We start from the raw sequence: 25,749 nt of genomic DNA, 5'->3' as shown, positions 1-25,749 counted from the left end.
AGGCTGTCTCGCCGTGAGCAAGCGTCGAAAGAGCCAGCGGGCCGCCGAAGCCACCCCCAAGCGGGAAAAGGTACGGGACATCTTCGTGCCCCGACCGTTCGAGGGGCTGACCGACGAGCCGGAGTGGATCGCCCTGCGGGAACTGGTGCCGGCCGCCTCGGCGCCACTGCGGCTGGCCCCCGCCCTGGTCGAGGAGTTCGGCGACCGGGAGGTCACCCTGGCCACCGTGCTGCCGATGGCCACCCCCGCCATGACCAAGCCGGACGGGCGGGTCCTCATCGGGCTCCAGCGTCACCTCCAGTCGGGCGACGTCTCCCGGGACCTGGCCGAGGCGCTGCTCTGCGCGCTGCGGGTCGAGCCGGGCCGCCCGGTGCCCGTGCCGCCGCTGCCCGGCCCCGGCCCCCGGTTGCAGGACGTCCTCGTCGACGGCCCGCTGGAGGTCAGCATGCACGACGGGTTCGAGTTCTGGCTCGACCCGGGGGCCGGCGACGACCCGAACGTGCAGGCGTCCCTGGAGCGGGCGAACGCCGCGATCTACCCCACCGTGCGGCTCGCCGCCGCCCGGGCCGCGTACTGGTGCCAGGTGCCGGAGAAGGCGCACGTGCGCTGGGTGCTGCCCGACGACGAGGACGCCGCGCTGGACGCGCTGGCCCGGCTGAGCGTCGCCGGCACGCTGGTGCTCGGCGAGAACACCCGGTTCGCGGGCATGTTCCGGGCCCACGGCCGGCTGGTGCCGGTGTGGGACCTGCCGGAGGACGTCCCGGCCGCCGACTGGGAGCAGCCGGTCGCCGACTTCGCCAAGCGGTACGCGGAGGCGCTCGCCGAGCCCGCCCCGCTGGACGCCGCCGGCCGCCGGGCCCGCCACGGCCTGCTCGGCCGCCAGCTCACCCTGCGCTGAGCCGGGGCCCTCGCCGGAGCCGCCGCTCGGCGGCCCCGGCGAGGGCCTCCGGTCTCCGGCTTTGGGCCTGCGACGCCCGGCGGGTGCCTGCGAGCGCCCGCGGGTGCCTGCGGGCAGTGCCCGCGGGTCCCGGCGGGTGCTGCGGGCAGTGCTCGCGGGGCCCTGACGGGTGCCTGCGACGCCCGGGACGGGCCTTCTCCCTACGGCAGAGGTGCCGTTGCCGGCCCGCCCAGCGGCTCGCGGACCAGCGGGCAGGACATGCAGCGCGGTCCGCCCCGGCCCGAGCCCAGCTCCGAGCCGGCGATCGGGATCACCTCGATGCCGGCCCGCTCCAGCTGCGCGTTGGTCTCCGTGTTGCGCTCGTAGCCCACGCAGAGCCGGGGCGCGATCGCGAGGGTGTTGTTGCCGTCGTCCCACTGCTCGCGTTCCGCGGTGACCGGGTCCAGGCCGGTGTCGATGACCCGGAGCTGGGGCAGGTCCATCGCGTCGGCGGCGGCCCGCAGGAACGGCGCCGGGCCGTCCACCCTCGGGTCCTCACCGTCCGCCCCGGCGATCACCGTGTACGCCGACAGCGTGTGGGCGATGTTCGGGTACATCAGCACGGCGTCGACGTCCACCATCGTGCAGACGGTGTCGAGATGCATGGTCGCCCGTTCCTGGGCGATCGGGACGACGAGGATGGTGTGCGCGAGCCCGGCGGCGAAGACCTGCCGGGCGAGGCGTTCCGCGCCGGCGGGCGTGGTCCGCTCGCCCACCCCGACGGCCAGCACCCCCGGCGCGAGCAACAGCACGTCGCCGCCCTCCAGGTGCTCCAGGCCGGGCTGGTAGACGAGTTCGGTGCCGGCGAAGCGCGGGTGGTGCCGGTAGATGGCGTCGGTCAGCGTGGTCTCCCGCCGCCGCGCCGGCATCGCCAGGCTGGTCACCCCGACCCGGTCGCCGACCCAGAACGAGGAGTCCCGGGTGAACAGCAGGTTGGGCAGCGGGTCGATGACGAAGTCGTGCCGGTCCATCAGGGTGTAGACGAGGCCGCCCGGCCGCTCCCGGCTGACCCGGAGTTCCTCGTGGGCCAGCCCGGCGATGAGCACGTCGGCGAGCGCGACGGGGTCGAGGTACGCGAGGTGGTCGGCGACCCGGGCGCGCAGCGAGTCGCCGAGCCTGGGCGAGCGGAGCACCTCCTCGGTGAGCTCGGCCCGCGCGTCGGCGACGGCGAGCGTCTCGGCGAGGAGGGTGGCAAGGTAGAGCACCTCGACGCCGCGCTCGCGCAGGGCCGCGGCGAAGGCGTCGTGCTCCTCCTGGGCGCGGCCGACCCACGGGATGGCGTCGAAGAGGAGCGAGTCGTTGTTGCGGGGGGTGAGCCGGGCGAGCTCAGGACCGGGGCGGTGCAGCAGCACCGTCCCGAGCCGACCGACTTCGCTGTCCACGTAGTGGGTCACCCTCGCAGCGTAGGGCAGGGTTTGGCGGCATCCGATAAAACAGGGGTGGATGAATATGGCATTCATCCGCACTCACTCCGGCGTTCCAACTTGCCGACACAGGGGACTGGCAACGTAGGGTAGTGAGGACATAACTTCGAGGGACCTTTTGCCGGAGGTCGCGATGACTGTCTTTCCCGCTCGTCAAGCCGTACCGTCCGCCCGGGCACTGCCGCCCGCGGCGGTGCCACACCCCCGCGTGGAGTCGCCGGGGGTGCTCGCACCCGTCCGTCCGTCCCCGTTGGAGTGGGCCCGTCGCCGCAGGGCGGAACGGGGCGCCCGACGGCTGGAGGCGGCCGGGGCACGGGCGCTCGGCCGGCTCGACCATCTCGGGCCCGCGTGGCACGTCATCGAGTGGCCCCGCACGGACGCCTCCGACCTCCTGCTCGACCACGAGCGCGACGAACGGGCCGGCTTCCTCGCCATCGGGCCGAGCGGGCTCTTCGCGGTCACCATCGCCGACCACGGCCGGGCCCGGGTCCTGGTGGCCGGCGACGTGGTCCAGATCAACGGCAAGCGACCGCCCTACGTGGCCGAGGCCCGCCGCGACGCCAAGCGCGCCAGCAAGGCCCTCTCCGACGCCGTGGGGCTGCCGATCCCGGTGACGCCGGTGCTGACCTTCGTCGGCTCCGGCGTCATCAGCGTCTACGGCCTGCCAAAGGACTGCCTCATGGCCACCCACCGCGAGCTGGACCGCCTGCTCGTCGCCGGGGGCAGCCGGATCAGTCCGGCCACGGCCGAGAAGCTCTCCCGGGTCGCGCAGCACCCGGAGACCTGGGCGAACGGCGCTTACCGCCCCGCTGCGGACTACCGGTGGTACGAGGGCGGCCGAACGGCCGCTGACAAGCCGGCCAACCGACGGTAACGTCACCGGCGACGCCACGCGCCCGGGTGCCGGTCGGCACCCGTCGGTCGCGCCGTCGCCGGCCGTCTGGTCAGGGCATCCCTCACCCACCGGCGGCCCGGCGACCACGCGCGGTCGGCGTCACCCGCGACGACCGGCTAGCGTGGACGGACCGTCGGTGTACATAGGAGGCGCGGTGGCCCACGTCGAACTCTCGCTCTCTGACGTGTTCGTGCCCGCGGCGGGAACATCGACAGGGCAGGAGTTCGACAATCTCGGTCGGTGGTCGTCGACCGTCTCCCACGCCGACGAGCCGTGCCTGCTGATCGACTCCGGGACGAGGGTCGTCGCCGTCTCCGTCGCCGGTTGCGAGCTGCTCTGCCTGGGCGACCCGGAGGACGTGACCGGGCTGCCGCTGCTCGACGGCGGGCTACGGCTGCTCGACTTCACCGCCAACCGCTGCGAGCTGACCGAGCCCGAGATCGACAAGATCCCCCCGCTGCTGGCCCTCTCCTCCGGGCGCCTGGCCCGAGGGCTGCTCCGGGTCCAGGCCGCATCGACCGACGCGCCGGACTCGACCGTCGACGCGATCTCCACCCCGGTGTTCACCAGCGGGACGGTCGCCGGTTCGCTCACGTTCTTCTCCCCGGTCTGACCAGCGGCGGGATGTGGCGTTCGCCGCACGCGGCGAATCTGGGGCGGGCCCGCACCGAGGCCGTAAGGTGCCCTCATGCTCGATATCGCTCTGCTGCCGGGGAAGTACGCCGTGTGCCGCCTGGCCGCCGGCTCCGCCCTGCCGCCCGAGTTGTCGGGCGGGCTGAGCAACGGCGACGTCGTCACGGTGAGCTGGACGGCCGACGGGATCTCGCTGATCTGCCCCGCCGACCGGGCGCCCGAGCAGGCCGTCGGCGAGACCGCCTGGCGCTGCCTGCGGGTCGCCGAACCGCTCGACCTGGCGGTCAGCGGCACCCTCGCCGCGCTGGTGGACCCGCTCGCCGCGGCCCGGGTCAGCGTGGTCGCCTTCTCCACCTACGACACCGACTACCTGCTGGTTCCCGCCGTGCGGCTCCGCGAGGCCACCGCCGCGCTGGAGCGTGCCGGCCATCGCGTCCTCGGCTGATCTTCACCCGGCCGCCGGTTCCTCCTAGGATGGGCTCGGCCTCCCGGCCGCAGTGACGCTCCCCGATGTCCCGAGGATCGGCCGTGCCGCCCACCCCCTCGCGCCACGCCACGCCCGCCCGACCGCCCGGCCACGCCGCCCGGCCCGGAGCGGTTCAGCCGTGCGCCCCGACCGACCGGCCGACGGCTCCGTCCCTGCCGCTCGTCCGCGCGTCGTCCCGCCCGGCCCCGCCGGCGTGCGCCCGCCGCCTCGCAGCCGTCGTGCTGCTGGCCGCGCTGCCCCTCGCCGGCTGCGGCACCCCACCGGAGCTGCGCCGCCCCGCCCCGACCACCGCCCCGACCCGCACCGCGGTCCCCGCCACGCCCAGCGCCGCGCCCACGCCCCCGCCCGCCACCGGCCTGCCCGGCACCGGGGGTATCACCCCCACGGTCGACCCCGGCCTGGTCGCGGTCCCGTGCCCGGACGGCCCCTCGGGAACACGGATCGTCGACCTGGTGCGGGGCCGGGGTGGCGTGCTGCCGAACGGCGTCCGGGTGCGGGTGCGGACCGGACCGCTCTGCGCCGGCGAGTGGCACTACACGGTGCTCGACGTGACCGGGCACGAGACGCTCCAGGTGATCACCCAGGGCAGGCCGGGTGCCCCGCGGCTGGTCACCGCCGGCACCGACGTCTGCACCGCCGAGGTCCGCGCCGCCGGGCCGCCCGGCATCCGGACGCGCGTCTGCGAGGGCGGGTCGCTCGGCGTACCGGGTGCGTAGGCTGTCGCCATGCCGGGAACACCGCCGACGCGCTTCGTCTACCTCGGGCCGGAGGGCACCTTCGCCGAGCAGGCGTTGAACAGCATCCCCGCTGCGGAGCGGGGCAGCCGCACGCCGGCCCGCAGCGTCCCCGAGGCGCTGGAGAGCGTACGGGCCGGGGAGGCGGATTCGGCCCTGGTGCCGCTGGAGAACTCGATCGGCGGCGCGGTCGGGGTGACCCTGGACGAACTCGCCGAGGGCGAGCCCCTGGTGATCACCCGCGAGGTGATCCTGCCGGTCGAGTTCGTGCTCGCCGCGCGGCCCGGCACGACGTTCCCGCACGTGCGCAGCGTCGCCGCCCACCCGCAGGCGTCCACCCAGTGCCGGGGTTGGCTGCGCGCGCACCTGCCCGACGCGGTCGTGGTCGACGTGCTCTCCAACGGCGCGGCCGCCGCCGGAGCCGCCGCCGGCGAGTACGACGCGGCGATCTGCGCCCCGATCGGTGCCGCCCGGCACCGGCTGGACGTGCTCGCCGACAAGATCGCCGACCACCCGGACGCGGTGACCCGCTTCGCGCTGGTGTCCCGCCCCGGGCCGCCCCCGCCGCCGACCGGCGACGACGTGACGTCCCTGGCGGTCTACATCGCCCACGACCGGGTCGGCGCGCTGCTGTCGGTGCTGATGGAGCTGGCCGTGCGTGGGATCAACATGAGCCGGATCGAGTCCCGCCCGACCGGCGAGGCGCTCGGCCGGTACGTCTTCTTCCTCGACTGCGCCGGGCACGTGGCGGACGTGCGGCTCGGCGAGGCGTTGCAGGGGCTGCGCCGGGTCTGCGCCGACGTGCGCTTCCTGGGCTCGTACCCCCGGCACCGGTTCCCCGGGACGGGCGACCGCCCGATCCCGGCGCCCGCCGGCCTCTCGGACGCCGACTACGCCGACGCCGCCGCCTGGCTGGCCCGCCTCCGCGCCGGCGACCTCAGCTGACGGCAGTCCCGGAACCGCACCGCAGCCGACCGCGGCCCCCGCAACGGCACCGCCCCCGACCCGCGTCGGATCCGGCGGGGCCGGTCGGCGCGGGGCGGGGGCGGTGCGAGGCGGTGCGGGACGTGCTCAGCTGAGCAGGCCGCCGAGGAGCCCGCCCTGCTGCTCCTGGGTGCCGCTGCCCATGATGGGCGGCTCCTCGGAGGGCTGGACGACGACGAAGCCCTGACCGGCGAAGCTCATCGTGAACGACTCGCCGGTGCGCCGGCCCAGCAGCGTGCCGAGGCCGAGCTGCTCGGCGCGGTGGTAGCCGGTCTGGAGGTTGGCCGACCAGCAGACCGCCGCCTGCGGGTCGACGTAGGTGGGGGCGTCCACGCTGAGCACCACCGGGGTGCCCTTGGTGGTGATGGCGATCCGACCGTGACCGCTGAAGACGCAGTTGAACAGGCCGGAGGAGGATGCCATGCCGGCCCCGCCGACCATCCGGATGTCGTACTGGAGGGTGGAGTCGAAGGCCAGCACGCTGGATCCGTTGATGGAGAGCGCGTCACCGGGCTCCAGGTCGATGACGTGCACGTCCTTGGCGAAGTCGGCGAGGAACACGTCACCCCGGCCGGAGACCTTCATCAGCGGGACGCCCTCGCCGGTCAGCTTCTGCTTGAGGAACTTGCCGAGCCCGCCCGAGCCGAGCGCCTGGAACTGCACCTGCCCCTGGTAGGCGACCATCGACCCGACCCGGGCCATCGCCTCGCCGTTGAGTTCGATCTTCAACATCTTGGAGTTCTGCAGCCGCATGCCGGGCTGCGCGGACTCCTTCTCAAGGTTCTCCGCCGAGAACAGCTCGCTGCGCATTGGAAGTGCCTCCTGAGTTCGCGGTACCTGGACCGACGGTAGGCGACGGAGGCAACAACCGCCGCCTAGCCCCAGCCCAGCTCGTGCAGGCGGGCGTCGTCGATGCCGAAGTGGTGGGCGATCTCGTGCACCACCGTCACCGCGACCTCGTCGACGACGTCCTCGTCGTCGTCGCAGATGCGCAGGATGGGGTTGCGGTAGATCAGGATGCGGTCCGGCAGCACGCCGGCGTAGTCCCAGCCGCGTTCGGTGAGCGCGTGCCCCTCGTAGAGGCCGAGCAGGTCCTCGCCGGGGGGCGGGTCGTCCTCCACCAGGATCACGACGTTGCTCATCAGGGCGAGCAGTTCCTCGGGCACCTCGTCGAGCGCGTCGCCGACCAGCTCCTCGAAGCGCTCGCGACTCATCTCCACCGGCACCCCGCCCATTCTGCCCGACGACGCGGCCCGCCCGCGCCGGTCAGGCCCGCCGGCCCGCGTCGGCGGACCGGCCGGGCCGGTCGGAGCCGGCGGCCGACCACCCGTCACCGGGACCGGAGCCGTTCGAGCGCGCCGGGTCCGGAGCCGTTCGAGCGCCCGCGCCGGCTCGGCGGACCGCCACGGGGACCCGGGGGTTCCCGTGGCGGTCGACGCCGAGACGGGGACGGTCAGGAGGCGAGGCGGGCGGTCAGGCTGATCTGGGCGCCCGGGGCGAGCAGGCGGGAGATCGGGCAGTTCTCCTTGGCGGTCTCCGCGAGCTTGGTGAACTGCGCCTCGTCGATGCCGGGCACCTGGCCGACGGTGTCCAGCTCGATCCGGGTCACCGTCATTCCGGCGTCGGTCTTGTCGAGGTGGACCTTGGCGGTGGTCTCCACCGAGGTGGGCGGCGAGCCGGCCTCGGCGAGGGCCTTGGAGAACGCCATCGAGAAGCAGCCGGCGTGGGCCGCACCGATCAGCTCCTCGGGGTTGGTGCCCTCACCCTCCTCGAACCGGGACTTGAAGGAGTAGTTCCCCTCCAGCCCGCCCTTGCCGGTGCGGATCGTGCCGGACCCCTCGGTGAGGTTGCCCTGCCATTGTGCGGAAGCGGTACGGATAGGCATGCACCCGACGCTAGCCCAACGGGCACCCACTGGCGACCGTTCACGCTCCGCGTCACCGGGTGCGTACTGTGTCATGATTCGGGGCAGGCCCGCGAACGCGGAAGGGTGGCCGATGTCCCAGGATTCCCCCATTCCCCGGCAGGAACAGCGGTCCGACGGTGCAGCCGTCCTGGAGTGGGGCAGCACGGAGCCGGACGGGCCGGGGCGGTTCGGGCGTACGTTCTCCGGCCTGGGCCGGGACCGCCGGCTCCCCGTGCTGCTCGCGGCGCTCGGTGCGGTGGCCGCTCTCGCCTCGATGCTCGGCGAGTGGCAGGTGATGACCATCCCCAACGGCGGCCCGCAGGGCAACACGCCGCTGCGGGTGCCGGGCGGGGTGTCCGACGTCGGCGGCTTCGGGGTGGGCTACCTGGTCGGGCTGTTCGCCCTGGTCTGCGCGGTGGTGCTCGCGCTGCGCGGCACTCCCGCGGTGCGTCCGAACGCCCGGCTCGCCGGGCTGGCCGTGGCCGTGGCGCTGCTGGGGCTGCTGGTCGCGGCCACCGCCTCGCTCGACGAGGCCGCCCAACGCGTCTTCTTCTACTCGACGGACGACGGGTTCCAGGTCGAGTACGGCCGGGGCCTGGTGACGGCGTTCCTGGCCTGTGCGCTCTTCGCGGCGGCGCTGAAGCTGGCCCCGGCCGGCGCGGCCCGGCCTGCCGGGGAGGCGGACGACGCGGTCGGGACGGGCAGCGGGGACGAGGCGGAGCCGGTGGGCTGGCGCCGCCGCAGGTCGCGGGACGTGGCGGACGACGGGCCGCCCGCGCCGGCCGACCTCACCGTCGGGCCGATCGTCCCCTTCGCCCGCCCCGAACCCCGGGACTGACCGGTCGCCGGCCCCTGCCCGCTCCGGTGACCGCCGGCGCGCCCGGCGTCCCTCAGGGGGCCACCCAGCGGACCTCGCCGTCCGACCGCTCGTCGGTGGCCCGCAGGCCGAGCCGCTCGGCCACCCGGGCGGAGGCCTGGTGGTCGGGGTGCACGTGCGCGACCAGCGCCCGGACGCCGTGCTCCGCCAGCCAGCCGACCAGGCCGACGGCGGCCTCGCCGGCGTAGCCGCGGCCCTGGTGCGGCGTCAGGACGACCCAGGCCAGCTCGGCGACGGGCCGGTCACCGTCGAGCCGCACGGTGGCCTGCACGGTGCCGACCGCCTCGCCGCTGTCCCGGTGCCGGACGACCCAGTTGAGCCAGCCCTCCCGGCCGTCCGGGGACCGGCCGGCCGTCTGCCTGCGGTACCGCTCCCGCAGCTGCTGCGGGGTGGCCGGGCTACCGCCGATGTACTCGTGCAGGGCCGGGTCGTCCAGGAGGGGGGCGAGTTCCTCGGCGTGGTCGACGCGGAGCGGCTCCAGCAGCAGCCGCTCGGTGTCGACGGCCTCCGCCACCGGCCAGTCCCGCTCTCCCACCCGTCCACCGTACGGCCTTGAGGAGGGTCCCGGACGGGACACCGGCGGGCCGTCGACCGTTGGCACCGCATTCGCCGGAACGCCATGGTCGGGGCCCGTTCCGCGAGGTACGTTTGCTGCCCGCCGTCACCGAGGGGTCGAGGCACCGAGGACCGAGACGGCTGGCTGCGACGGCGGCGGGCGAAGGAGGAACGATGACCCGCCCGGGCCTGCCCAAGCTGATCGCCACGGATCTCGACGGGACGCTCGTCCGCAGCGACGAGACCGTCTCCGCGTACACCCACGAGGTGCTCGACCGGGTGCGGGCCGCCGGTATCCCGGTGGTCGGCGCCACCGGTCGCGGGCCCCGGCTGGCCGAACTGACGCGCAACGACATCCGGGCCGCGGACTTCCTGGTGATGGCCGGCGGCGGCCGGGTCGTCGACCAGAGCGACCCGTCCGGGCCGGTGGTGCTGCGCGACGAGCGCCTCTCCGCCGAGGTGCTGGCCACGCTGCTGGCCGACCTGGAGGCGGCCGTCGGGCCGCTGACCGTGATGGTCGAGGCGTCGGACGAGCACGACGCGCCGCTCTGGGGCGACTACCACCCGAGCTGGCCCTACCAGGACGCCTTCGAGACGCGCAGCCGCGCCGAGTGCCTCTCCTGCGACGTGATCAAGGCGTTCGTCCGGACCGCCGACCACCACGTCGACGAACTGCTCGCGGTCGCCCGGCAGGTCGTCCCGCCGGAGGTCGCCACGCTCACCCAGGCCGGGCTGGGCTTCGTCGAGATCTGCCCGCCGGGGGTCGACAAGTCCACCGGGCTGGTCGTGGTGGCGCAGCGCCTCGGCGTCGACCCGGCCGAGGTGCTGGTCTTCGGCGACATGCCCAACGACCTGCCGATGTTCGAGTGGGCCGGCTGGGCCCGGGTCGCGGTCTCCAACGCCCACCCGACGGTCCGCGCCGTCGCGGACGAGGTGACCCTGCGCAACGACGACGACGGGGTGGCGGTGTACCTCGATCGGCTACTGTCCCGCTGATGGGAGAGGCACCACGGCTGATCGCCACCGACATCGACGGCACCCTGCTACGGGACGACCGCACGCTCAGCCCGCACACCGCCGGGGTGCTGGCCCGGCTGTCCGCGCGGGGCACGCCGGTCGTGCTGGTCACCGGCCGTCCCATCCGATGGCTGAAGATGGTGTACGAGCAGCTGGCCGAGCCGCTGCCGGCGATCTGCGCCAACGGCGCGGTGGTCTACGACCCGGTCACGGACGAGGTGCTGCGGGCCGATCCGCTCGCCCCGCAACTGCTCGCCGAGGTGGCCCGGCGGCTGCGCGCCGAGGTGCCCGAGGTCAGCTTCGCGGTGGAGATCGTCGACAGCCGGCAGATGCGGCACGAGGCGCACTACCCGCTGCGCTGGGACGCCGACCACGACGCGATCCGGGCGGTCGAGACCCCCGAGGAGCTGCTGGCGGCGCCGGCGGTGAAGCTGCTGGCCCGCTCCGCCGAGCAGGATCCGGACGCGTTCGTCGCGCTGGTGGCCGCAGCCCTCGAAGGGCTGGCCGAGGCGACCCACTCGTCGTACTCGGGGCTGGTGGAGATCTCGGCCGCCGGCGTGACCAAGGCGGCCGGGCTGGCGTGGTACTGCGCGCGGCTCGGCATCGACGCCCGGGACGTGCTCGCCTTCGGCGACATGCCGAACGACGTGCCGATGCTGACCTGGGCCGGGCGGGGAGTGGCGGTGGCGAACGCGCACCGCGCCGTCCTGGAGATCGCCGACGAGGTCACGGCGGCGAACTCGGCGGACGGCGTGGCGGCGTACCTGGAGAAGGTCTTCGGGGTGGGGTGAGCGGCCGGCCGGCGTTCCCGGCCGGCCGCGCGGTCAGAGGTACTGGCCGGTGCTGTGCCCCTCGCCGCCCTGCGGCGGCTGGCCCATCCCCGGCATGCCCGGCAGCATCCCGCCGCCGGGGCCGCTGGGCAGCGCCTGCCGGCCGGATCGCATCTGCTCCAGCTGCACCCGGGCGGCCATCTGCTGAGCGACCAGGGCCGCCTGGATGCCGTGGAAGAGGCCCTCCAACCAGCCGACGAGCTGGGCGTGCGCGATGCGCAGCTCGCCCTCGCTGGGCGCCTTCTCCTCGGTGAAGGGCAGCGAGATGCGTTCCAGCTCCTCGCGCAGCTCGGGGGCGAGCCCCTCCTTCAGCTCGACGATCGACCGCTCGTGGATCTCCCGCATCCGGTGCCGGCTGGCGTCGTCGAGCGGGGCGGCCTTGACCTCCTCGAGCAGCTGTTTGATCATGCTGCCGATCCGCATCACCTTGGCCGGCTGCTCGACCAGTCGGGTCGGGTCCTCGCCGTGTGCCTCGTCGGTCTGCACGGTGCCGACGGGCCGCCCGTCCGGGCCGACCACCACCACCGTTCCGGAGTGACCCGTGCCATCCTGGCCCGGCTCGTCGTTCTGTCCAGCGGATTGCGCTTCGGTCATGGGACCCATCTTTACCCAGCCGCGAGCGCCCATGCGCCCGGGGACCGATCCCCGGCCTCGGATCCGCGCGTGATCCGCGCTACGGTCGCGCCATGCCCGCCGACCCCCGCGACGTGCTCAGCCGGCCCGCTCCGGCCCCGGACGCCACCGTCTCCTACGGCGACCACCCGGACCAGCTCGCCGACCTGCGTGCCCCGGCCGGGTCGGGCCCGGCCCGGCGGCTGGTCGTCGTGGTGCACGGCGGCTTCTGGCGGGCCGAGTACGACCGGCGGCACACCGACCCGCTGGCCGCCGCGCTGGCCGGGCTGGGCCACCCCGTGGCGCAGGTGGAGTACCGCCGGACGGGGCAGCCGGGTGGCGGCTGGCCGACGACGCTGACCGACGTGCTGACCGGCGTGACGGAGCTGCCCCGGCTCGCGGCCGAGGCGCTGCCCGGCCGGGTCGCCGCCGGGCCGCCGCTGCTGGTGGGCCACTCGGCGGGGGGACACCTGGCGTTGTACGTGGCCGCGACCGCCCCGGACGCCGTCGGCGGCGTGCTGGCGCTGGCCCCGGTGTCGAACCTCGCGGAGGCGTACCGGCTGGACCTGGACGAGGGGGCGGTGGCCGCGCTGCTGGGCGGCGGTCCGGCGGACCATCCCGAGCGGTACGCCGCAGCCGATCCACGGTCATTGGTGCCCGTACCGACACGGACAGTAGTCGCGCATGGTGCGCTGGACCAGCACGTGCCGGTCGGAATGAGCCGGGAGTTCGTCGCCGCCGGCCGGGCGGCGGGCGGCGACATTCACCTCATTGAGCTGCCGGAATGCGAGCATTTCGGGCTCATCGATCCGGAGTCCGCGGCGTGGCCTCAGATCACGGCTGCTTTCCGATCACTGCGGAAAGATCGCTAAGCATTGACGCAGCGTCGCTGACCGGGTAGAACGCCGAGGGGGCGTGATCCGCCCTGCAACGCTCCCCGGAAGGAACTCGGTGTCGCAGATGAACCGCAGGCGGGCCCTCCAACTGCTGGCCGCGCTCGGTACGGCCGGACTGGTCGCCGGGTGCGGCACGGACGACGCCGACGGCGAGACGGCCACGGGAAGCCCGATCAAGATCGGCCTCGTGGCGCCGACCAGCGGCGGCCTCAAGGCGATCGGCGACGAGATCACCAACGGCTTCCAGCTCTTCCTCGACCTCAACGACAAGTTGCTGGGCGGGCACCCCACCACCCTGCTCACCGCCGACGAGGGCGAGAGCGTCAAGACCGGCAAGGCCGCCGTCGAGGGGCTGCTGAAGCAGGGCGTGCTCGCCCTCACCGGCGTTGTCGACGCGAACGTCATGTCCGGCATCCGGGACACCGTCGAGCAGGCCCGGGTGCCCCTCATCGGTTCCAACGCCTCGCCGTCCAGCCTCCAGAGCGTCGTCTACATCTGGCGGACGTCGTACGTGCTCGACGAGGCGGGCCGGGCGCTGGGCCGCTACCTGCGCGAACAGCTGGAACCGTCGGCACGGCTGGCGATCATCGCGCCGGACAGCGTGGGCAGCCAGGACGTGGTGCGGGGCTTCCGGCAGGAGTTCGGCGAGTCCGACCCCCGGATCAAGGACGCGGTGGTCTCGACGGAGGTCTTCACCAACCCGTCGAAGTCCGCGTACCGGGCCGACATCCGCAGGGCGCTGGGCCGGAACCCGACGGCGGTGTTCTGCTTCTTCGCGGGGCCGGCCGCCGTCGAGTTCATCAAGCAGTTGCGCATCGAGGGGTTCACCGGCAAGGTCTACGCCCCCGGCTTCCTGACCGAGGGGGCCGTGCTGGGCAGCGTCAAGGCCGAGGACGCGCTGGGCATCCAGACGGCGCTCAACTACTCGTCCGACCTGAACAACACGGCCAACCGCCGGTTCGCCTCGGCGTACCGCAAGAAGCACGGCACCTCGCCGACCACCTACGCGATGGCCTCGTACGACGCCGCGCAGGTGCTCGACCAGGCGATCCGGATCGCCGGCGGGTCACCCACCCCGCAGCAGGTCAACCTGGCCCTCGGCAAGATCGGCCAGATCGACAGCCCGCGCGGGGTGTGGCAGTTCAACCAGCCGCGTACGCCGCAGCAGAAGTGGTACCTGCGCGAGGTCCAGCTCGACGGCCAGGTCCTGTCCAACGTCCTGGTCACCGAACTGGCCACCCTCGGCTGACCCCATCCCCGCCCCACGGGGTGGGGCAGGGAGGGGCGGCAGGGTGGGTCAGGGGCGGAGTTCGGCGATGCAGCACTTCACGCTGCCGCCGCCCTTCTTCAGCTCGGCCAGCTCGACCGGGACCGGGTGGTAGCCGGCCGCCTTCAGCTTCCCGGCCAGCCGGGTCGCCTCGCTGTTGAGCACCACGTTGAGCCCGTCGCTGACCAGGTTGAGGCCGAAGGCCAGGGCGTCCTCGGCGTCGGCGACCACCGCGTCGGGGAAGAGCTGGGTGAGCACCCGCTGGCTGGCGGCGGAGAAGGCGCCCGGGTAGTAGACGACGTTCTCGTCGTCGATCGAGGCGAGCGCGACGTCCAGGTGGTAGAAGCGCGGGTCGACCAGGCGCAGCGACACCACGGGGCGGCCGAGCGCCTCCTGCGCCTCGGCGTGCGCCGGCAGCTCGGTGCGGAAGCCGTGCCCGGCGAGGATCAGCCCACCGTGCGCCTCCGGCAGGTACGCGAAGTCGCCCTCGCCCTCGTTGGTCTCGATCGGCGCGATGAACCGCCAGCCCTGCGACTCGTAGAACGCCCGGTGCGCGGCGGCCTCGGCGGCCCGCTGCTCGTGCTTGAACTGCGCGCCGTAGACCGTGCCGTCGACCACGAACGCCCCGTTGGCCGCGTAGACCATGTCGGGCAGCCCTCGCTCGGGGGTCAGCAGGTGCACCTCGTGGCCGAGACCGACCAGGGTCTCCCGCAGCCGGTCCCACTGCTTGACCGCGAGCTCCGAGTCGACCGGGGTGCTCACGTCCATCCACGGGTTGATCGCGTACTCGACCGCGAAGTGCTCGGGCGAGCACATGAGATATGTCCGCTTTCGCGGGACTCGCTGCTGGTTCACGGTGACCAAGAGTAGGTACCCTGGAACTTTGGTAACAGCCACAACCGTTGCTTCGCAGAGGCGGAACGTTGCAGATAGATGCCGTAGACCAGCGGATCATTGCGTTGCTCGTCGCGGACGCCCGCGCTTCGTACGCAGACATCGGTCAGCGGGTCTCGCTCTCCGCCCCGGCGGTCAAACGGCGGGTGGACCGGCTGCGGGCGGCCGGCGTGATCCGGGGCTTCACCGCCGTCGTCGACCCCGCCGCCGTCGGCTGGACCACCGAGGCGTTCGTCGAGCTGTTCTGCGCCGGCCGGACCACCCCGGCCCAGATCGGGGTGGCCACCCGCCGGCACCCCGAGGTGGTCGGCGCGTACACCGTCTCGGGCGAGGCCGACGCGCTCGTGCACCTGCGGGCCGCCGACATCGGGCACCTGGAGGCGGCGCTGGAGCGGCTGCGGGCCGAGCCCTTCGTGACCTCGACCCGGAGCACCATCGTGCTCTCCCGGCTCGTGGACTCCCCCGGCGTCGGCCCCTCTCCCCGCTGACCGGGGCGGCGCGGCGGAAAGGCGGCGCGGACGGTCGGCGGAGGGCCGGAACCATCCGCCGGCCGGGCGCGTCGAACCGGCCATGACACGGGGAGCCCCCATCTTCGCGGTCGGCACGTTGGCCGCGCTCACCCTGCTCGGCGGCAGCGCGTTCCCGGCGGCGTCGCCCGACCCGGCGGCCCCGAGGCAGCCGACGGCCGCGCCCCGGCTGGTCTCCTACGACTCCTGCGCCGAGGCGCTGGCCGGGCTCCGCGCCGCCGCCGGGGCCTCCGTCGGCCCGTGGGGCTTCGGCGACGGCTGGCGCACCGGGGCCGCCTTCGGCGACGTTCCCATGGACGCCTCCGGGTCCCGGGCGTCGGCCCAGTCCGCCGGGCCCGCCCAGGAGCACTCCACGACAAACGTGCACGAGGCCGGCGCGGACGAACCCGACCTGGTCAAGACGGACGGGCGGCGGATCGTGACCGTCACCCGGGGCGTGCTGCGGGTGGTGGACCCCGCCGCCCGGCGGGAGACGGGTCGCCTCGACCTGACGCGGGCGACGCCGGAGCTGAGCTGGGGGGAGCAGGCGACCCTGCTGTTGCACGGCGACCGGGCGCTGGTGCTGACCCAGGTGGGCCCGGAGATGCAGCCGGCGACCCGCGCCGCGCGGCCCCGCACCGCGCCGCGCCTGATCCTGGTCGACCTGGCGGGCACGCCACGGGTGCTCGGCACCTACCGGATGGACGGGAGCCTCGTCGACGCCCGGCAGACGGGGACCACCGCGCGGGTCGTGGTCCGCAGCCGCCCCCAGCTGGTCTTCCCGTACGCCGAACGGGGCACCGACGCGACGCGGACCGCCGCCAACCGCGCGGTGATCGCCGCCGCCGGGGTGGAGGCGTGGCTGCCGGCGTACGAGTGGACGGCCGGGGCGGAACGGCACGTGGGCCGGGTCGGCTGCGACCGGCTGAGCCGGCCACCCGCCTGGTCCGGGACGTCGATGCTGACCGTGCTGAGCTTCGACCTCGCCGGCGACCGCCTCGGCGACGGCGATCCGGTCAGCGTCGCCGCCGACGCCACCACCGTCTACGGCACCGGGAGCAGTCTCTACCTCGCCGGGGAACGGGCGGTGACGGCCCGGCCCGGCTCGCCCCGTGGCGGCGTCTGGCGGCCGGACCCGCAGGTCACCGAGATCCACCGGTTCGACACCGGCGCGCCCGGACGCCCCCGCTACGTGGCCTCCGGTTCGGTGCCCGGCTCGCTCGTCAACCAGTACGCCCTCTCCGAGTGGCAGGGGCACCTGCGGGTGGCCACCACCACCGGCGACGCCTGGGGCACCCGTCCCACCTCGGAGTCCGCCGTGTACGTGCTGCGTCCCGACGGGGACACGCTGGTCCGCACGGGCGCGGTCACCGGCCTCGGCCCCGGCGAGCGGATCTGGTCAGTGCGCTTCCTCGGCGGCTCCGCGTACGTGGTCACGTTCCGGCTCACCGACCCGCTCTACGCGGTCGACCTGACCGACCCGGCCGCGCCCCGGGTCACCGGGGAGCTGAAGATCACCGGATACTCGGCGTACCTGCACCCGCTGCCGGAGGGCCGACTGCTCGGGGTGGGCCAGGAGGCCGACCAGCGGGGGCGGACGCAGGGGCTCCAGGTCTCGCTGTTCGACGTCCGCGATCCGGCCCGCCCGGCCCGGCTCGACCAGTGGCACGTGCCGAGGGCGTACTCCGCGCTGGAGCACGACACGCACGCCTTCCTGCACCACCCGGAGACGGGCCTGGTCGCCCTGCCGGTCGGCGACGACGTACGGCTGCTGCGGGTGTCCGGAACGGACATCGGCGAGGTCGGGACGGTCTCCCACACCGGCCCGGCGGGCCCGGTGCTGCGGTCGTTGCTGGTCGGGGACGTGCTCTGGACCGTCTCGGCCGCCGGCCTGCGGGCCACCGATCCGACCACCGCCCGGAGCCTCGACTGGCTCCCCGTGACCTGATCCTCCCTCCCCGGCGGGTGGGGCCCGGTTTCTCGGGGTTTCCGGGCTCCACCCGCCACCACCACGGGTGGGGCGTGGATCAGAGGTACATGCCGGTGCGGTGTTCCTGCTGGTCCCGCTTGACCGGCTTGTCCCCCTCGCCGAAGAACCGCTTCCCGCCGAACTCGCCGTGCAGGCGGTCGTCCAGCTCGTCCGCGAGCCCGGTCATCACCTGGACCGCGAGCATGAGGTGGGTGGCCTGGAAGTTGCGGCCGAAGACGGGGATGGACGCCCACACGGTGTCGTCGGCGCAGTAGAGCCGCCCGATGGGCATCCGGTTGGTCAGCTCGGAGAGCTTCACGTAGAGCCGCTCGGTCGGCTCGACCTCGGTCAGCACCGGGGAGAAGACGTCCACCAGCGGCGGGTTGTCGCGGACCCGGACGAAGACCATCGCCGAGCCGGCCCGGATGTTGATGTCGCCGTCGGAGTCGACCTGCAACCGGTCCGGCTCCGACTTGAGCATGGTCGAGACGACCGTGCGGACCTGCTCGGCGAGCGCGGCCACGTCGTGCTCGGGCGCCTGGGCGGCGGCGGCCGCCGCGAGCGCCTCGTCCAGGTCGGCCTCGACGTTGCGGTCGGGGCCGAACTCGCTGCGCGCGGTGCCCAGCGGCTCCACCGGCAGCGGCTCGCCCTCGGCGTCGTGGATGAGGTAGACGAGGAAGGCGGGGTGCGGGGCGCCGTAGACGTCGCGCAGCGTCCGGGTGAGCAGGGCCGCCAGTCGGGTCGCCTCGGCGGTGCCGCCGTCCAGCCCGAAGTGTTCGCCGGAGCCCTCCACCACGCCGGGCGGCGACCACCCGAGCGCGATCATGTCCGCCACGGCGGCCCGGTCCAGCCGGTAGCCCTCCGGCAGGGTGGCGTTGCCGACCGCGCGGGCGGCGAGCCGGCCCTCCTCACCGACGTCGATGCTGACCGAGTAGACCGCGTCGCCGGTGCCGGAGGCGGTGGGGTCGAGGGTCAGCGCGACGTGCGTGCCCGTGGGCAGCGCCGCCAACCGCTCGGCGAGCGCCCGCGCGAACTCGTGCCACGCCTGGGTGACCTTGGCCCGCAGGTCGGCCGTGCTGGGCTCGTCGAGCAGGATCGGCTCGTGGTGCGCCGGCAGGGTGCCGGGCGAGTCGCCGCCCGGCGCCGAGGGGTGGTCTGCCGTCATGATCGCCTCCGTCCGTCAAGGTCACCCTACCCACGGAACGGGGGAGACGAATCAGCCCGACCGTGATCGGACAGCGGAGGTCAGGCGGGTGTTCCGCCCGCGCGTTCGGCGCCGAGTCCGACCGGCCAGGCGGCGGCCAGCGCGCTGAGCCGGGCCGCGGCGCCGGCCGGGTCCGCGCCCCGCCCGACCGCCAGCCCGAGGAGGTACGCGGTGACGGGCGCGCCCGGCCGCAGCACCTGGTGCGCCACGTCCCTGGCCAGGTCGAGCACGGCCGGCACCGGCACCTGGGCGGGGTCCAGGTCCAGCTCGGCGCAGGCCGCCGTCACCCAGTCGTCCATGACCGTCATCGCGTCCACTCCTCCGCCCGGCGTACGTCCTCGTCAGTGTCGCAGTCGAACCAGGGCGGCGGGCCGGCACCGGACCACGGCACCTCGCGCACCCGCAGCCCGGCGAGCAGCGCCCGGATCGGTGCCCCCGCCAGCGGCGCGGCGGAGCCGTCGGGCTGCCTGCCGGCACGCTCGGTGGGTCCGTCGGCAGGCCTGGCGGCGCGCTCGGCGGCGAGGCGGTCCAGGGCGGCGCGCAGCGTGGCCACCCGCCACACGCCGCAGAGGGTCTGCCGCCGACCGTCGCCGTCGACGTAGCAGGCGCCGTCGTGACCGGCGTCGAGACGGTCGAGCAGCTCCCCGACCGCCGCGCGGGTGAGCAGGGGCAGGTCGGCGGCGAGCAGGGCGACCAGCGGCGTACCGGGGTCGAGCAGGGCCAGCCCGGCCGCGGCGGCCGCGACAGGTCCGCCGCCCGGCGGTTCCTCCCGGGTCACCCGCACCCCGGCGGGCACCGGTCCGGGCGGGCCGACCAGGACGCGCGGCGCGGCATCGGCGACCGCGGCCAGCACCCGGTCCCGCATGGGCAGGCCGCCGACCGTCCGGGCGGGCTTGTCCACGCCCCCCATCCGCCGCGCGGCGCCGCCCGCCAGCACCACCGCCGCGTACGCGTCCACCGGGCCACGGTATCCGCCCGACGCCTCGCCGGGAGATGCCGGACGACGAGCGGGAGGTTGCCGGAACCTCCCGGGTGGAGCGGCCTGCACAGAAGTGGAACGTGATCGTGGACGGCCGCCGGTGAAGCCTGGTCCTGTAACACGGCCCTCCCTGGCGGCGGGCTCGGCGAGGGACGAACGGGCACGGCAGACCTCGTCCGGGTCCGCCGTGCGGCGTACAGGTCGCGTGCATCGCGGATACGGACGGATGGTCGCCGCGCGGTGTCCCGGTCCAGGGGTGCAGGATGGCGGGATGGGACGGGCGACTGACCGGCGCGGCGTGCTCCGCATCGACCTCGACGCGGCGGCGACCGGCCGCACCTCCGTACGCCGGCAGGACACCCTCGCCGTGGAGGAACCGCTGGAGATCCGGGTCGGTGCGGCCGGTCCCGGCCGGCGACGGCCGCTCGCGGTGACCATGCGTACGCCCGGCGACGACCTCGACCTGGCGATCGGCTTCCTGCTGACCGAGGGGCTGATCCGCTCCGCCGACGACGTACGCACCGCGCAGCTCTGCGCCGGCGCGGAGACACCCAACACGTACAACGTGGTGGACGTGGTGCTGGCGTCCGGCGTGCCCGAACCCACCGTCGATCCGTCGCGGAACTTCTACACCACCAGCTCCTGCGGGGTGTGCGGCAAGGCGAGCATCGACGCCGTGCGTACCCGATCGGTCTTCGGGGTGGGCGACGACCCGCTGACGGTGCCGGCGGCGGTCCTGACCGCGCTGCCGGACCGGCTGCGCGCGGCCCAGCGCGGCTTCGACCGCACGGGCGGCCTGCACGCGGCGGGCCTGTTCACCGCCGACGGCGACCTGGTGGCGCTGCGCGAGGACGTCGGCCGGCACAACGCCGTCGACAAGGTGGTCGGCTGGGCGGTCCGCGAGCGGCGGCTGCCGCTGGCCGGGCACGTCCTGCTGGTCTCCGGGCGGGCGAGCTTCGAGCTGACCCAGAAGGCGTGGATGGCGGGGGTGCCGCTGCTCGCGGCGGTCTCCGCGCCGAGCAGCCTGGCGGTGGAGCTGGCCGAGGAGGCCGGGCTGACGCTGGTCGGCTTCCTGCGCGGCGACACGATGAACGTCTACGCCCGCCCCGACCGGATCACCACGTGATCCGGTCGGCCTAGTCGAAGAGCCCCAGCCGGAACGCGGCGTCGCGGGCCAGCAGGAAGCCGGCGATGCCGAGGATCCAGCCGAGCATGCTGCCGGAGGTCCGCATGATCCAGGCGTTGAGCCGGGTCAGCACCGGTTCGACCAGCCTCGGCAGCGCCATCCGGGCCGCCAGCAGCAGCACCGCCGGCAGGACCATGACCAGGCAGTAGGCGGCGAGCAGCCCCACCATCTCGGCCGCGCCGAGCCCCGAGGTGGTCAGCAGGCCGACCGCCCCGAGGTACGGCAGCATCGTCGCCACCTCCGCGAGCGCGGCGAGCAGCGCCAACCCGACCAGCCACCGCGCCGAGGAGTCGCCGGCGGTGGCCCGGTCCCGCCAGCGCAGCACGCCCCCGCTGCGCGGACGCCGCTTGCCGTCGTAGCGGAAGCTGAGCACGAACAGCCCGACCCCGAGGACGAGCTGCGCCCAGAGCACCGGCCGGTTGTCCATCGCCCCGCCGAGGACGTCGGCCAGCCGGCTACCGCCGAGGGCGAGCAGCAGCCCGACGCCGAAGTAGAAGACGGCGATCGTGCCGAGGTAGACGAGGATCCGGCGGGCGTTGACCGGCCCGGGAGCGAGCAGCAGCCAGACGGGGATGAAGAGCGTGCCGATGCTCGTGCTGTCGACCAGGGCCAGGCCGGCGAGCGACAGCAGCAGTCCGACGCTCATGCGGGGCTTGTGGTGGAGGTGGGCACGGAACCCATTCTGTGCCGGCGGCAACGCCGTCGGGTCGCCCCACGGAACGAACGTGCACTACATCTTTCGACGGAGACCACCCGTTGCGCCGGTGCCTGCCGTGGCCCGGTGCCTGCCGTGCCGGTGCCTGCCGTGCCGCTGCTTTCGATGGCGGTCAGCGAGGGCGGGCCCAGCCGGTGAAGCGGGCGGTCAGGTCGGCCGCCGTCGTGGCGTGGTCCAGCGCGGCGAGCTGTTCACCCGCCTCGACCTGGAGGGTCGCCAGGTGGATCAGCAGGGCCGCCCGGTCCGTCCGGTACTCGGCGAGCAGCCGCAGCTTCGCCGCCGAACACGGCCAGGCGATCCCGCAGGCCGCGCAGCGCCAGGTGGGCCGGGTGGGCAGGTGGGCGCGGCGGCGGGTCATGCCGTGACCGGCCGACGGGAAACCGGCCGGCGGCGGGCCGGCGCCACAGAGGCCGGAGCCGCGGTACGCCAGCGCACCCCCTCGCACCGCACGTAGAGCGAGCGCCGGTCCACGGCGTCGCCGCGCGCGCCCAGCTGGTAGACGTCGATCCAGCACCAACCGTGGTACGTGTGCCAGTCGGTCAGGACACGGATCACGCGCACGGAGATCGGCCGGACGAACTGCGGGCTCGCGGACCGGGTCAGGTACAGGACGTCGCCCGGCTTGATCTGCCGCTGCGCGGCCCTCGGGTCGGGCCTCGGGTCGGGCCTCGGGTCGGGCCTCTGGTCGGGCCCCGGCAACGGCTGGCGGTCCGGCAAGGTCTTCCCCCTCGTCCCTCGGTCTGGATGAGGGGGCCGCCACGGATGCTCGCCCGGCGACGACCCCCTCGCGGCACGACCGGCGGGCTTCGGGGGTGCCTCCACCGGCTCGCGCCGTCTACAAAGCACCCTGCCGAGGGTTGCCAGCCGATCACACCGCGTAGCAGTCTGTTCTGGGGATATTCCGGACGTTCGGCGGAGGAGCGGGGATGAACCGGGCGGTACAGGTAGCGATGGCGAAGGCCGGGGAGACGGCGGAGAGCCTCGCAGCTCAGGTCGGCGTCGATCCGAAGACGGCGGCACGGTGGGTCAGCCAGGGACGAATCCCGCAGACCCGCCACCGTGCCCGGGTCGCCGAGATTCTGAACAAGGACATAGAGGAACTCTGGCCGGACGCGTTGAAGCGCCGCGAGCCGGCCTGGTTCCAGCCATGGACGGACATCGAGCGCGAGGCTGCCGGGCTGCGCTGCTATGAGTCGACCGTCATTCCCGGGCTCCTCCAGACCGAAGAGTATGCCCGCGCGGTGCTCGCTAGCGGCCCTCTCATAGCCGATGCAGACGGATACGTCGAGACGCGGCTACGACGCCAGGCTGCGGTGTTCGAGCGCCCCCGCCCACCCTTGGCGGTTTTCGTAATCGATGAGGCAGCGTTGCGCCGAGGTGCGCCAGCAGTCCTGGTGCCGCAACTCGACCACCTGGCAGCCATGGCCGAACGGCCCAACGTCATGGTGCATGTCCTTCCGCTGAACGCGGGCCTCCATCCGGGGCAGGCTGGACCGTTCGTGATCGCCACGACGAAGGACGGCGAAGATGTCGGCTACCTCGATGACCAGGCGACCGGGCGCATCACTAATGACGTTGCTCCGCTGTGGGCCGTGTGGGATAGCGTGAGGTCGCTCGCGCTTCCGCGAAACCAATCCATCGACTTCCTAGAGGCAAGATCATGGCTGACCTGACCAGCGCGCAGTGGCGCAGAAGCACTCGCAGCAGCTCGAACGGCGGCAACTGCGTCGAGGTCGCCGGCAACCTTCCCGGCGTCGTCGCCGTCCGTGACTCGAAGGACCCGGCCGGTCCGGCGCTCACCTTCGCGCCGTCCGCGTGGCGCGCGTTCGTCGCCGAGCTGGCCGAACGGGCCTGAACACCTTGGGCGAAGCCACGCCCGCGATCCCGGCCAGGAGACGGCTCGAACCGCCAGCGGCCAGGCAAGCATGGGCGCGCTACCCATGCCGACGGCAGTCGTGGCCGCCAGGCGTCACGGGTCGTACGTCGTCGACGACTCGATGAGTTCTGCCTGGTTCGCCGCAGCCCACTGCGCCAGTTCGGCGAGGGGGCCGTTGGCGAACGACTCCCCCAAGGGCGACAGCTGGTAGACGGCGCCGCGACCTTCCGGCGCTCGTCCGTCGTTGCCCTGTCGGACGACCAGGCCCCGCGCTCGTAGGCGCTGCAGCGCCTGCGTCAGCACCTTGTCGCTGATGCCTGCGATGCGTCGCAACAGGTCGTTGCGTCTCGTCGGTCCGGCGCGCAGCGCCGACAGCACCACCGGATCCCACGTGTGGTTGATGAGTTCGACTGCCGCGCGGACATGACAGTCCGATACGAAGGTCTGGCAGGTGCCGTCGATCATCCTTCCAGTGTCCGCAGAATCTCCTACCAAGCAGTAGGAGCCGCACTCCTAGCGTTCTTCGGGTCTTCCACTGATGAAGGAGAGATCACGTGAACGTAGGAATCCTGGGAACGGGCAACCTCGCCATCGGGCTGGGCCGGGCTTGGGCGGGAACTGACCATGCGGTCGTGGTGACGGGGCGCGATGCGGAGCACGCCAGCCGGGCCGCCAGCCAGATCGGCGGCACAGCCGAGGCTGTCGGACCCGCCGACTTCGCAGCACGGGTCGAGGTGGTCGTGGTCGCGGTCGCCTGGGAGGGCCTGGAGGAAGCGCTTTCTCTCGTCGGTGGTGCCGATGGCTCCCTGAGCGGCATGACGGTGATCGACTGCACCAACGCTGTCGACTACGCCACCGGGCAGCTCAAGCCGACGTCGGGCTCGGCGGCAGAGCTCGTCGCTCGTGTCGCGCGGGGCGCTCACGTGGTGAAGGCACTCCACTTGTTCGCTGGAGCGTCCTGGCCCTACGCGGGACCGCGCGACTCGGCACCGGTCGTGGCGATCTGCGGCGACCAGCCCGAGGCGCTCGCGCGCGTCGACACGCTGGTGGAGGATCTCGGCGCGCGGGCCGCGGTGGTCGGTGGGCTGACCAGTGCACGCCAGTTGGAGGAGGCTGCGGGGTTCGTCATGCGTGTCGTGGCGGCAGGGTGGAACCCCCGGCGCGCCGTTCCGGACGTGGACCCGGCGCTGCTGAACCCGGAATCGGCCGCTGCCAACTGAGCGATCGGGCGGTTCGCCGAACTTCTCCACCAGCGCCGCGAACCGGGCCCCCTCGTCCGCACCGAACCTGCCACCCGTGGACGCCACGCTTCGGCTGGAGGCGGATCATCGAGGGCCACTCCGCCTGCGTCTGCGGCGTAGCACGCCGGGCACCGCCACCGCCGGCCAGCCGTCCAGCTCGGACGGTGGCACGCCCCGGCGCAGCAGATCGTCGAGGAGCAGCGCCATCGAGTGGCCGGGGTGCTCGGCCAGGGCGCGTTCCAGGGCCACCGCCGCCAGCGCCCCCTGCCCCGCCCGCCACGCCGCGAACGCCAGCAGCGCGGCCGGCGCGGCGATCAGCTCCGGCTCGGCCCGGCGCAGCACGTCGGTCCAGAGCGCGATGTCCTCGTCCCGCCCGTCGGTGCGTTCCCAGGCGTGGTCGCGAACCGGCACGTGGGTCAGCAGCAGGCTCAGCCAGGCGATCTCGTCGTCGGTGAGCCGCTGCCCCCGCCGGTGCCGGCGCAGCGTGGTGCGTACCGCTGCCACCCCCGCCGAGCGGAGTGCCCGCTCGCCGCGCGGGTCGGTCGCGGGCGCCCGGCCGAGCAGGTCCGCCAGGCGTCGCTCGGCGCGGGCGGTGGCCCGGCGTACGGCCGAGCGGGCCGGCCCGGTCACCGGGGCGACCTGCGCGACCAGGGCGGCCCGGTCGGGCAGGGCGACCTGGCCGGCGAAGACGGCCGCCGCGCTGACCTCGCTGGCGCCGACGTCGTAGGGGGTGCCGTCGGGCGGGCAGCATTCCGGCTCGGTGCAGAGGTACGACCAGTAGCGGCCCTCCGTGACGCGCAGGGCGTCGAGCACGGACATGCCGGCGGCGGTCAGCGCGGCGCGCACGGCGTCGACGGCCGGGGTGACGAGCGGTGCGGGCCCGTAGCCCAGGACTGTGGCGGTCTCGGCGTGCTGCCGGGCGACGACGCCGGCGAGGTGCCCGGCGGGGTCGCGCGGGTCGGCGAGGTCGGGCAGGTCGGCGCGGGCGGCGAAGGTGATCCGGCGACCCCGCATCGCCACCACGACCACGCTGTCGGCCGGGTGGAAGCCGAGCAGGTAGGGCACGGCGGCGATGAGGTCGGCGGGGGAACGGACGGCGAGCCGGGGACGGTCGGTCGGGGTCAT

General features: G+C 74.1%; 32 protein-coding genes. 17 read left to right on the top strand and 15 right to left on the bottom strand.

Annotation, left to right across the window (positions count from 1 at the left end; genetic code table 11):
- The first annotated feature begins 13 nt into the window (after positions 1–13).
- A complete protein-coding gene (locus AB0883_RS14435) occupies positions 14–898 on the top strand; it encodes a DUF5926 family protein (RefSeq protein ID WP_366641573.1) in 885 nt (294 codons plus the stop codon).
- 200 nt (positions 899–1,098) lie between these two features.
- Here AB0883_RS14435 and AB0883_RS14430 read toward each other — a convergent pair whose 3' ends face one another.
- Positions 1,099–2,331 carry an arginine deiminase gene (locus AB0883_RS14430; protein ID WP_121397480.1) on the bottom strand — a complete coding sequence of 411 codons (1,233 nt, stop codon included), beginning with the start codon at positions 2,329–2,331 and terminating at the stop codon, positions 1,099–1,101.
- A gap of 163 nt (positions 2,332–2,494) precedes the next feature.
- Here AB0883_RS14430 and AB0883_RS14425 point away from each other — a divergent pair, with 163 nt between their 5' ends.
- The 5 genes from AB0883_RS14425 (at position 2,495) to pheA (ending at position 6,055) form a co-directional block, all read left to right on the top strand.
- A complete protein-coding gene (locus AB0883_RS14425; RefSeq protein WP_366641572.1) occupies positions 2,495–3,235 on the top strand; it encodes a hypothetical protein in 741 nt (246 codons plus the stop codon).
- Positions 3,236–3,410: 175 nt separating this feature from the next.
- Positions 3,411–3,869, top strand: a complete 459-nt coding sequence (locus AB0883_RS14420) for a hypothetical protein (protein ID WP_366641571.1) — start codon at positions 3,411–3,413, stop codon at positions 3,867–3,869.
- A gap of 75 nt (positions 3,870–3,944) precedes the next feature.
- Positions 3,945–4,334, top strand: coding sequence for an ACT domain-containing protein (locus AB0883_RS14415; protein WP_121397477.1), 390 nt, complete (start codon positions 3,945–3,947; stop codon positions 4,332–4,334).
- Between the two features lie 260 nt (positions 4,335–4,594).
- Positions 4,595–5,092: a hypothetical protein gene (locus AB0883_RS14410; protein ID WP_366641745.1), complete on the top strand. Its 498-nt coding sequence runs from the start codon at positions 4,595–4,597 to the stop codon at positions 5,090–5,092.
- Positions 5,093–5,101: 9 nt separating this feature from the next.
- Positions 5,102–6,055 (top strand): prephenate dehydratase, encoded by a 954-nt coding sequence (pheA, locus tag AB0883_RS14405; RefSeq protein ID WP_366641570.1) that lies wholly within the window; start codon positions 5,102–5,104, stop codon positions 6,053–6,055.
- 126 nt (positions 6,056–6,181) lie between these two features.
- Here pheA and AB0883_RS14400 read toward each other — a convergent pair whose 3' ends face one another.
- The 3 genes from AB0883_RS14400 to AB0883_RS14390 all read right to left on the bottom strand — a co-directional run bounded on the left by AB0883_RS14400 (position 6,182) and on the right by AB0883_RS14390 (position 7,979).
- Positions 6,182–6,904, bottom strand: coding sequence for an AIM24 family protein (locus AB0883_RS14400; RefSeq protein WP_366641569.1), 723 nt, complete (start codon positions 6,902–6,904; stop codon positions 6,182–6,184).
- A 65-nt stretch (positions 6,905–6,969) separates the two neighbouring features.
- Positions 6,970–7,314 carry a metallopeptidase family protein gene (locus tag AB0883_RS14395; protein ID WP_172896728.1) on the bottom strand — a complete coding sequence of 115 codons (345 nt, stop codon included), beginning with the start codon at positions 7,312–7,314 and terminating at the stop codon, positions 6,970–6,972.
- Positions 7,315–7,547: 233 nt separating this feature from the next.
- On the bottom strand, positions 7,548–7,979 hold the full coding sequence (locus tag AB0883_RS14390) for an OsmC family protein (protein WP_121397474.1): 432 nt from the start codon (positions 7,977–7,979) through the stop codon (positions 7,548–7,550).
- A 112-nt stretch (positions 7,980–8,091) separates the two neighbouring features.
- On the opposite strand from AB0883_RS14390, the gene AB0883_RS14385 reads away from it, so the two are divergent.
- Positions 8,092–8,838 carry a hypothetical protein gene (locus tag AB0883_RS14385; protein ID WP_366641568.1) on the top strand — a complete coding sequence of 249 codons (747 nt, stop codon included), beginning with the start codon at positions 8,092–8,094 and terminating at the stop codon, positions 8,836–8,838.
- A gap of 52 nt (positions 8,839–8,890) precedes the next feature.
- Here AB0883_RS14385 and AB0883_RS14380 read toward each other — a convergent pair whose 3' ends face one another.
- The gene (locus AB0883_RS14380) at positions 8,891–9,412 is read right to left on the bottom strand and encodes a GNAT family N-acetyltransferase (protein WP_366641567.1); all 522 of its coding nucleotides are present in this window, start codon (positions 9,410–9,412) and stop codon (positions 8,891–8,893) included.
- Between the two features lie 194 nt (positions 9,413–9,606).
- Here AB0883_RS14380 and AB0883_RS14375 point away from each other — a divergent pair, with 194 nt between their 5' ends.
- Both AB0883_RS14375 and AB0883_RS14370 read left to right on the top strand, forming a co-directional pair.
- A complete protein-coding gene (locus AB0883_RS14375; RefSeq protein WP_366641566.1) occupies positions 9,607–10,428 on the top strand; it encodes an HAD family hydrolase in 822 nt (273 codons plus the stop codon).
- Entirely contained in the window at positions 10,428–11,240 is an 813-nt protein-coding gene (locus tag AB0883_RS14370) for an HAD family hydrolase (RefSeq protein WP_366641565.1), read from the top strand. The genes AB0883_RS14375 and AB0883_RS14370 overlap by 1 nt, the downstream gene beginning before the upstream one ends.
- A gap of 33 nt (positions 11,241–11,273) precedes the next feature.
- On the opposite strand, the gene AB0883_RS14365 is transcribed toward AB0883_RS14370, so the two are convergent.
- Positions 11,274–11,882, bottom strand: a complete 609-nt coding sequence (locus AB0883_RS14365; RefSeq protein WP_366641564.1) for a bacterial proteasome activator family protein — start codon at positions 11,880–11,882, stop codon at positions 11,274–11,276.
- A gap of 83 nt (positions 11,883–11,965) precedes the next feature.
- On the opposite strand from AB0883_RS14365, the gene AB0883_RS14360 reads away from it, so the two are divergent.
- Both AB0883_RS14360 and AB0883_RS14355 read left to right on the top strand, forming a co-directional pair.
- Complete coding sequence (locus tag AB0883_RS14360; protein WP_366641563.1) at positions 11,966–12,763, top strand: alpha/beta hydrolase; 798 nt, start codon at positions 11,966–11,968, stop codon at positions 12,761–12,763.
- Positions 12,764–12,842: 79 nt separating this feature from the next.
- Positions 12,843–14,036, top strand: a complete 1,194-nt coding sequence (locus tag AB0883_RS14355) for an ABC transporter substrate-binding protein (RefSeq protein WP_366641562.1) — start codon at positions 12,843–12,845, stop codon at positions 14,034–14,036.
- A 48-nt stretch (positions 14,037–14,084) separates the two neighbouring features.
- Here the strand turns inward: AB0883_RS14355 and ddaH are convergent, their stop codons facing one another.
- Entirely contained in the window at positions 14,085–14,918 is an 834-nt protein-coding gene (gene ddaH, locus AB0883_RS14350) for a dimethylargininase (RefSeq protein ID WP_366641561.1), read from the bottom strand.
- 59 nt (positions 14,919–14,977) lie between these two features.
- Here ddaH and AB0883_RS14345 point away from each other — a divergent pair, with 59 nt between their 5' ends.
- Both AB0883_RS14345 and AB0883_RS14340 read left to right on the top strand, forming a co-directional pair.
- Complete coding sequence (locus AB0883_RS14345) at positions 14,978–15,436, top strand: Lrp/AsnC family transcriptional regulator (RefSeq protein WP_121397466.1); 459 nt, start codon at positions 14,978–14,980, stop codon at positions 15,434–15,436.
- An 82-nt stretch (positions 15,437–15,518) separates the two neighbouring features.
- Complete coding sequence (locus AB0883_RS14340) at positions 15,519–17,402, top strand: beta-propeller domain-containing protein (RefSeq protein ID WP_366641560.1); 1,884 nt, start codon at positions 15,519–15,521, stop codon at positions 17,400–17,402.
- A gap of 79 nt (positions 17,403–17,481) precedes the next feature.
- On the opposite strand, the gene AB0883_RS14335 is transcribed toward AB0883_RS14340, so the two are convergent.
- The 3 genes from AB0883_RS14335 to AB0883_RS14325 form a co-directional block, all read right to left on the bottom strand.
- Positions 17,482–18,588, bottom strand: coding sequence for a hypothetical protein (locus tag AB0883_RS14335; protein ID WP_366641559.1), 1,107 nt, complete (start codon positions 18,586–18,588; stop codon positions 17,482–17,484).
- 80 nt (positions 18,589–18,668) lie between these two features.
- A complete protein-coding gene (locus AB0883_RS14330) occupies positions 18,669–18,935 on the bottom strand; it encodes a DUF6457 domain-containing protein (RefSeq protein ID WP_366641558.1) in 267 nt (88 codons plus the stop codon).
- Positions 18,932–19,585 carry an NTP transferase domain-containing protein gene (locus AB0883_RS14325; protein ID WP_366641557.1) on the bottom strand — a complete coding sequence of 218 codons (654 nt, stop codon included), beginning with the start codon at positions 19,583–19,585 and terminating at the stop codon, positions 18,932–18,934. The genes AB0883_RS14330 and AB0883_RS14325 overlap by 4 nt, the downstream gene beginning before the upstream one ends.
- Before the next feature lie 292 nt (positions 19,586–19,877).
- On the opposite strand from AB0883_RS14325, the gene fdhD reads away from it, so the two are divergent.
- On the top strand, positions 19,878–20,732 hold the full coding sequence (gene fdhD / locus AB0883_RS14320; protein ID WP_366641556.1) for a formate dehydrogenase accessory sulfurtransferase FdhD: 855 nt from the start codon (positions 19,878–19,880) through the stop codon (positions 20,730–20,732).
- Positions 20,733–20,742: 10 nt separating this feature from the next.
- On the opposite strand, the gene AB0883_RS14315 is transcribed toward fdhD, so the two are convergent.
- The 3 genes from AB0883_RS14315 to AB0883_RS14305 all read right to left on the bottom strand — a co-directional run bounded on the left by AB0883_RS14315 (position 20,743) and on the right by AB0883_RS14305 (position 22,134).
- A complete protein-coding gene (locus tag AB0883_RS14315) occupies positions 20,743–21,438 on the bottom strand; it encodes a GAP family protein (protein WP_366641555.1) in 696 nt (231 codons plus the stop codon).
- Between the two features lie 181 nt (positions 21,439–21,619).
- Positions 21,620–21,865, bottom strand: coding sequence for a flavin reductase (locus tag AB0883_RS14310; protein WP_366641554.1), 246 nt, complete (start codon positions 21,863–21,865; stop codon positions 21,620–21,622).
- Entirely contained in the window at positions 21,862–22,134 is a 273-nt protein-coding gene (locus tag AB0883_RS14305) for a hypothetical protein (protein WP_366641744.1), read from the bottom strand. The genes AB0883_RS14310 and AB0883_RS14305 overlap by 4 nt, the downstream gene beginning before the upstream one ends.
- Before the next feature lie 299 nt (positions 22,135–22,433).
- Between AB0883_RS14305 and AB0883_RS14300 the strand changes: the two genes are divergently transcribed.
- Complete coding sequence (locus tag AB0883_RS14300) at positions 22,434–23,180, top strand: helix-turn-helix transcriptional regulator (protein WP_366641553.1); 747 nt, start codon at positions 22,434–22,436, stop codon at positions 23,178–23,180.
- Complete coding sequence (locus tag AB0883_RS14295) at positions 23,168–23,362, top strand: DUF397 domain-containing protein (RefSeq protein WP_366641552.1); 195 nt, start codon at positions 23,168–23,170, stop codon at positions 23,360–23,362. Before AB0883_RS14300 ends, AB0883_RS14295 begins: the two co-directional genes overlap by 13 nt.
- 114 nt (positions 23,363–23,476) lie before the next feature.
- Here the strand turns inward: AB0883_RS14295 and AB0883_RS14290 are convergent, their stop codons facing one another.
- Positions 23,477–23,848 carry a helix-turn-helix domain-containing protein gene (locus AB0883_RS14290; protein WP_366641551.1) on the bottom strand — a complete coding sequence of 124 codons (372 nt, stop codon included), beginning with the start codon at positions 23,846–23,848 and terminating at the stop codon, positions 23,477–23,479.
- Between the two features lie 89 nt (positions 23,849–23,937).
- On the opposite strand from AB0883_RS14290, the gene AB0883_RS14285 reads away from it, so the two are divergent.
- Complete coding sequence (locus AB0883_RS14285) at positions 23,938–24,603, top strand: NAD(P)-binding domain-containing protein (protein WP_366641550.1); 666 nt, start codon at positions 23,938–23,940, stop codon at positions 24,601–24,603.
- Positions 24,604–24,708: 105 nt separating this feature from the next.
- On the opposite strand, the gene AB0883_RS14280 is transcribed toward AB0883_RS14285, so the two are convergent.
- Complete coding sequence (locus tag AB0883_RS14280) at positions 24,709–25,749, bottom strand: DUF4192 domain-containing protein (protein WP_366641549.1); 1,041 nt, start codon at positions 25,747–25,749, stop codon at positions 24,709–24,711.

Source organism: Micromonospora sp. NPDC047812, assembly GCF_040704175.1.
GTDB lineage: Bacteria > Actinomycetota > Actinomycetes > Mycobacteriales > Micromonosporaceae > Micromonospora.
The sequence above is the reverse complement of the archived record's forward strand: the minus strand, read 5'-3'. Positions and strand labels throughout refer to the sequence as shown.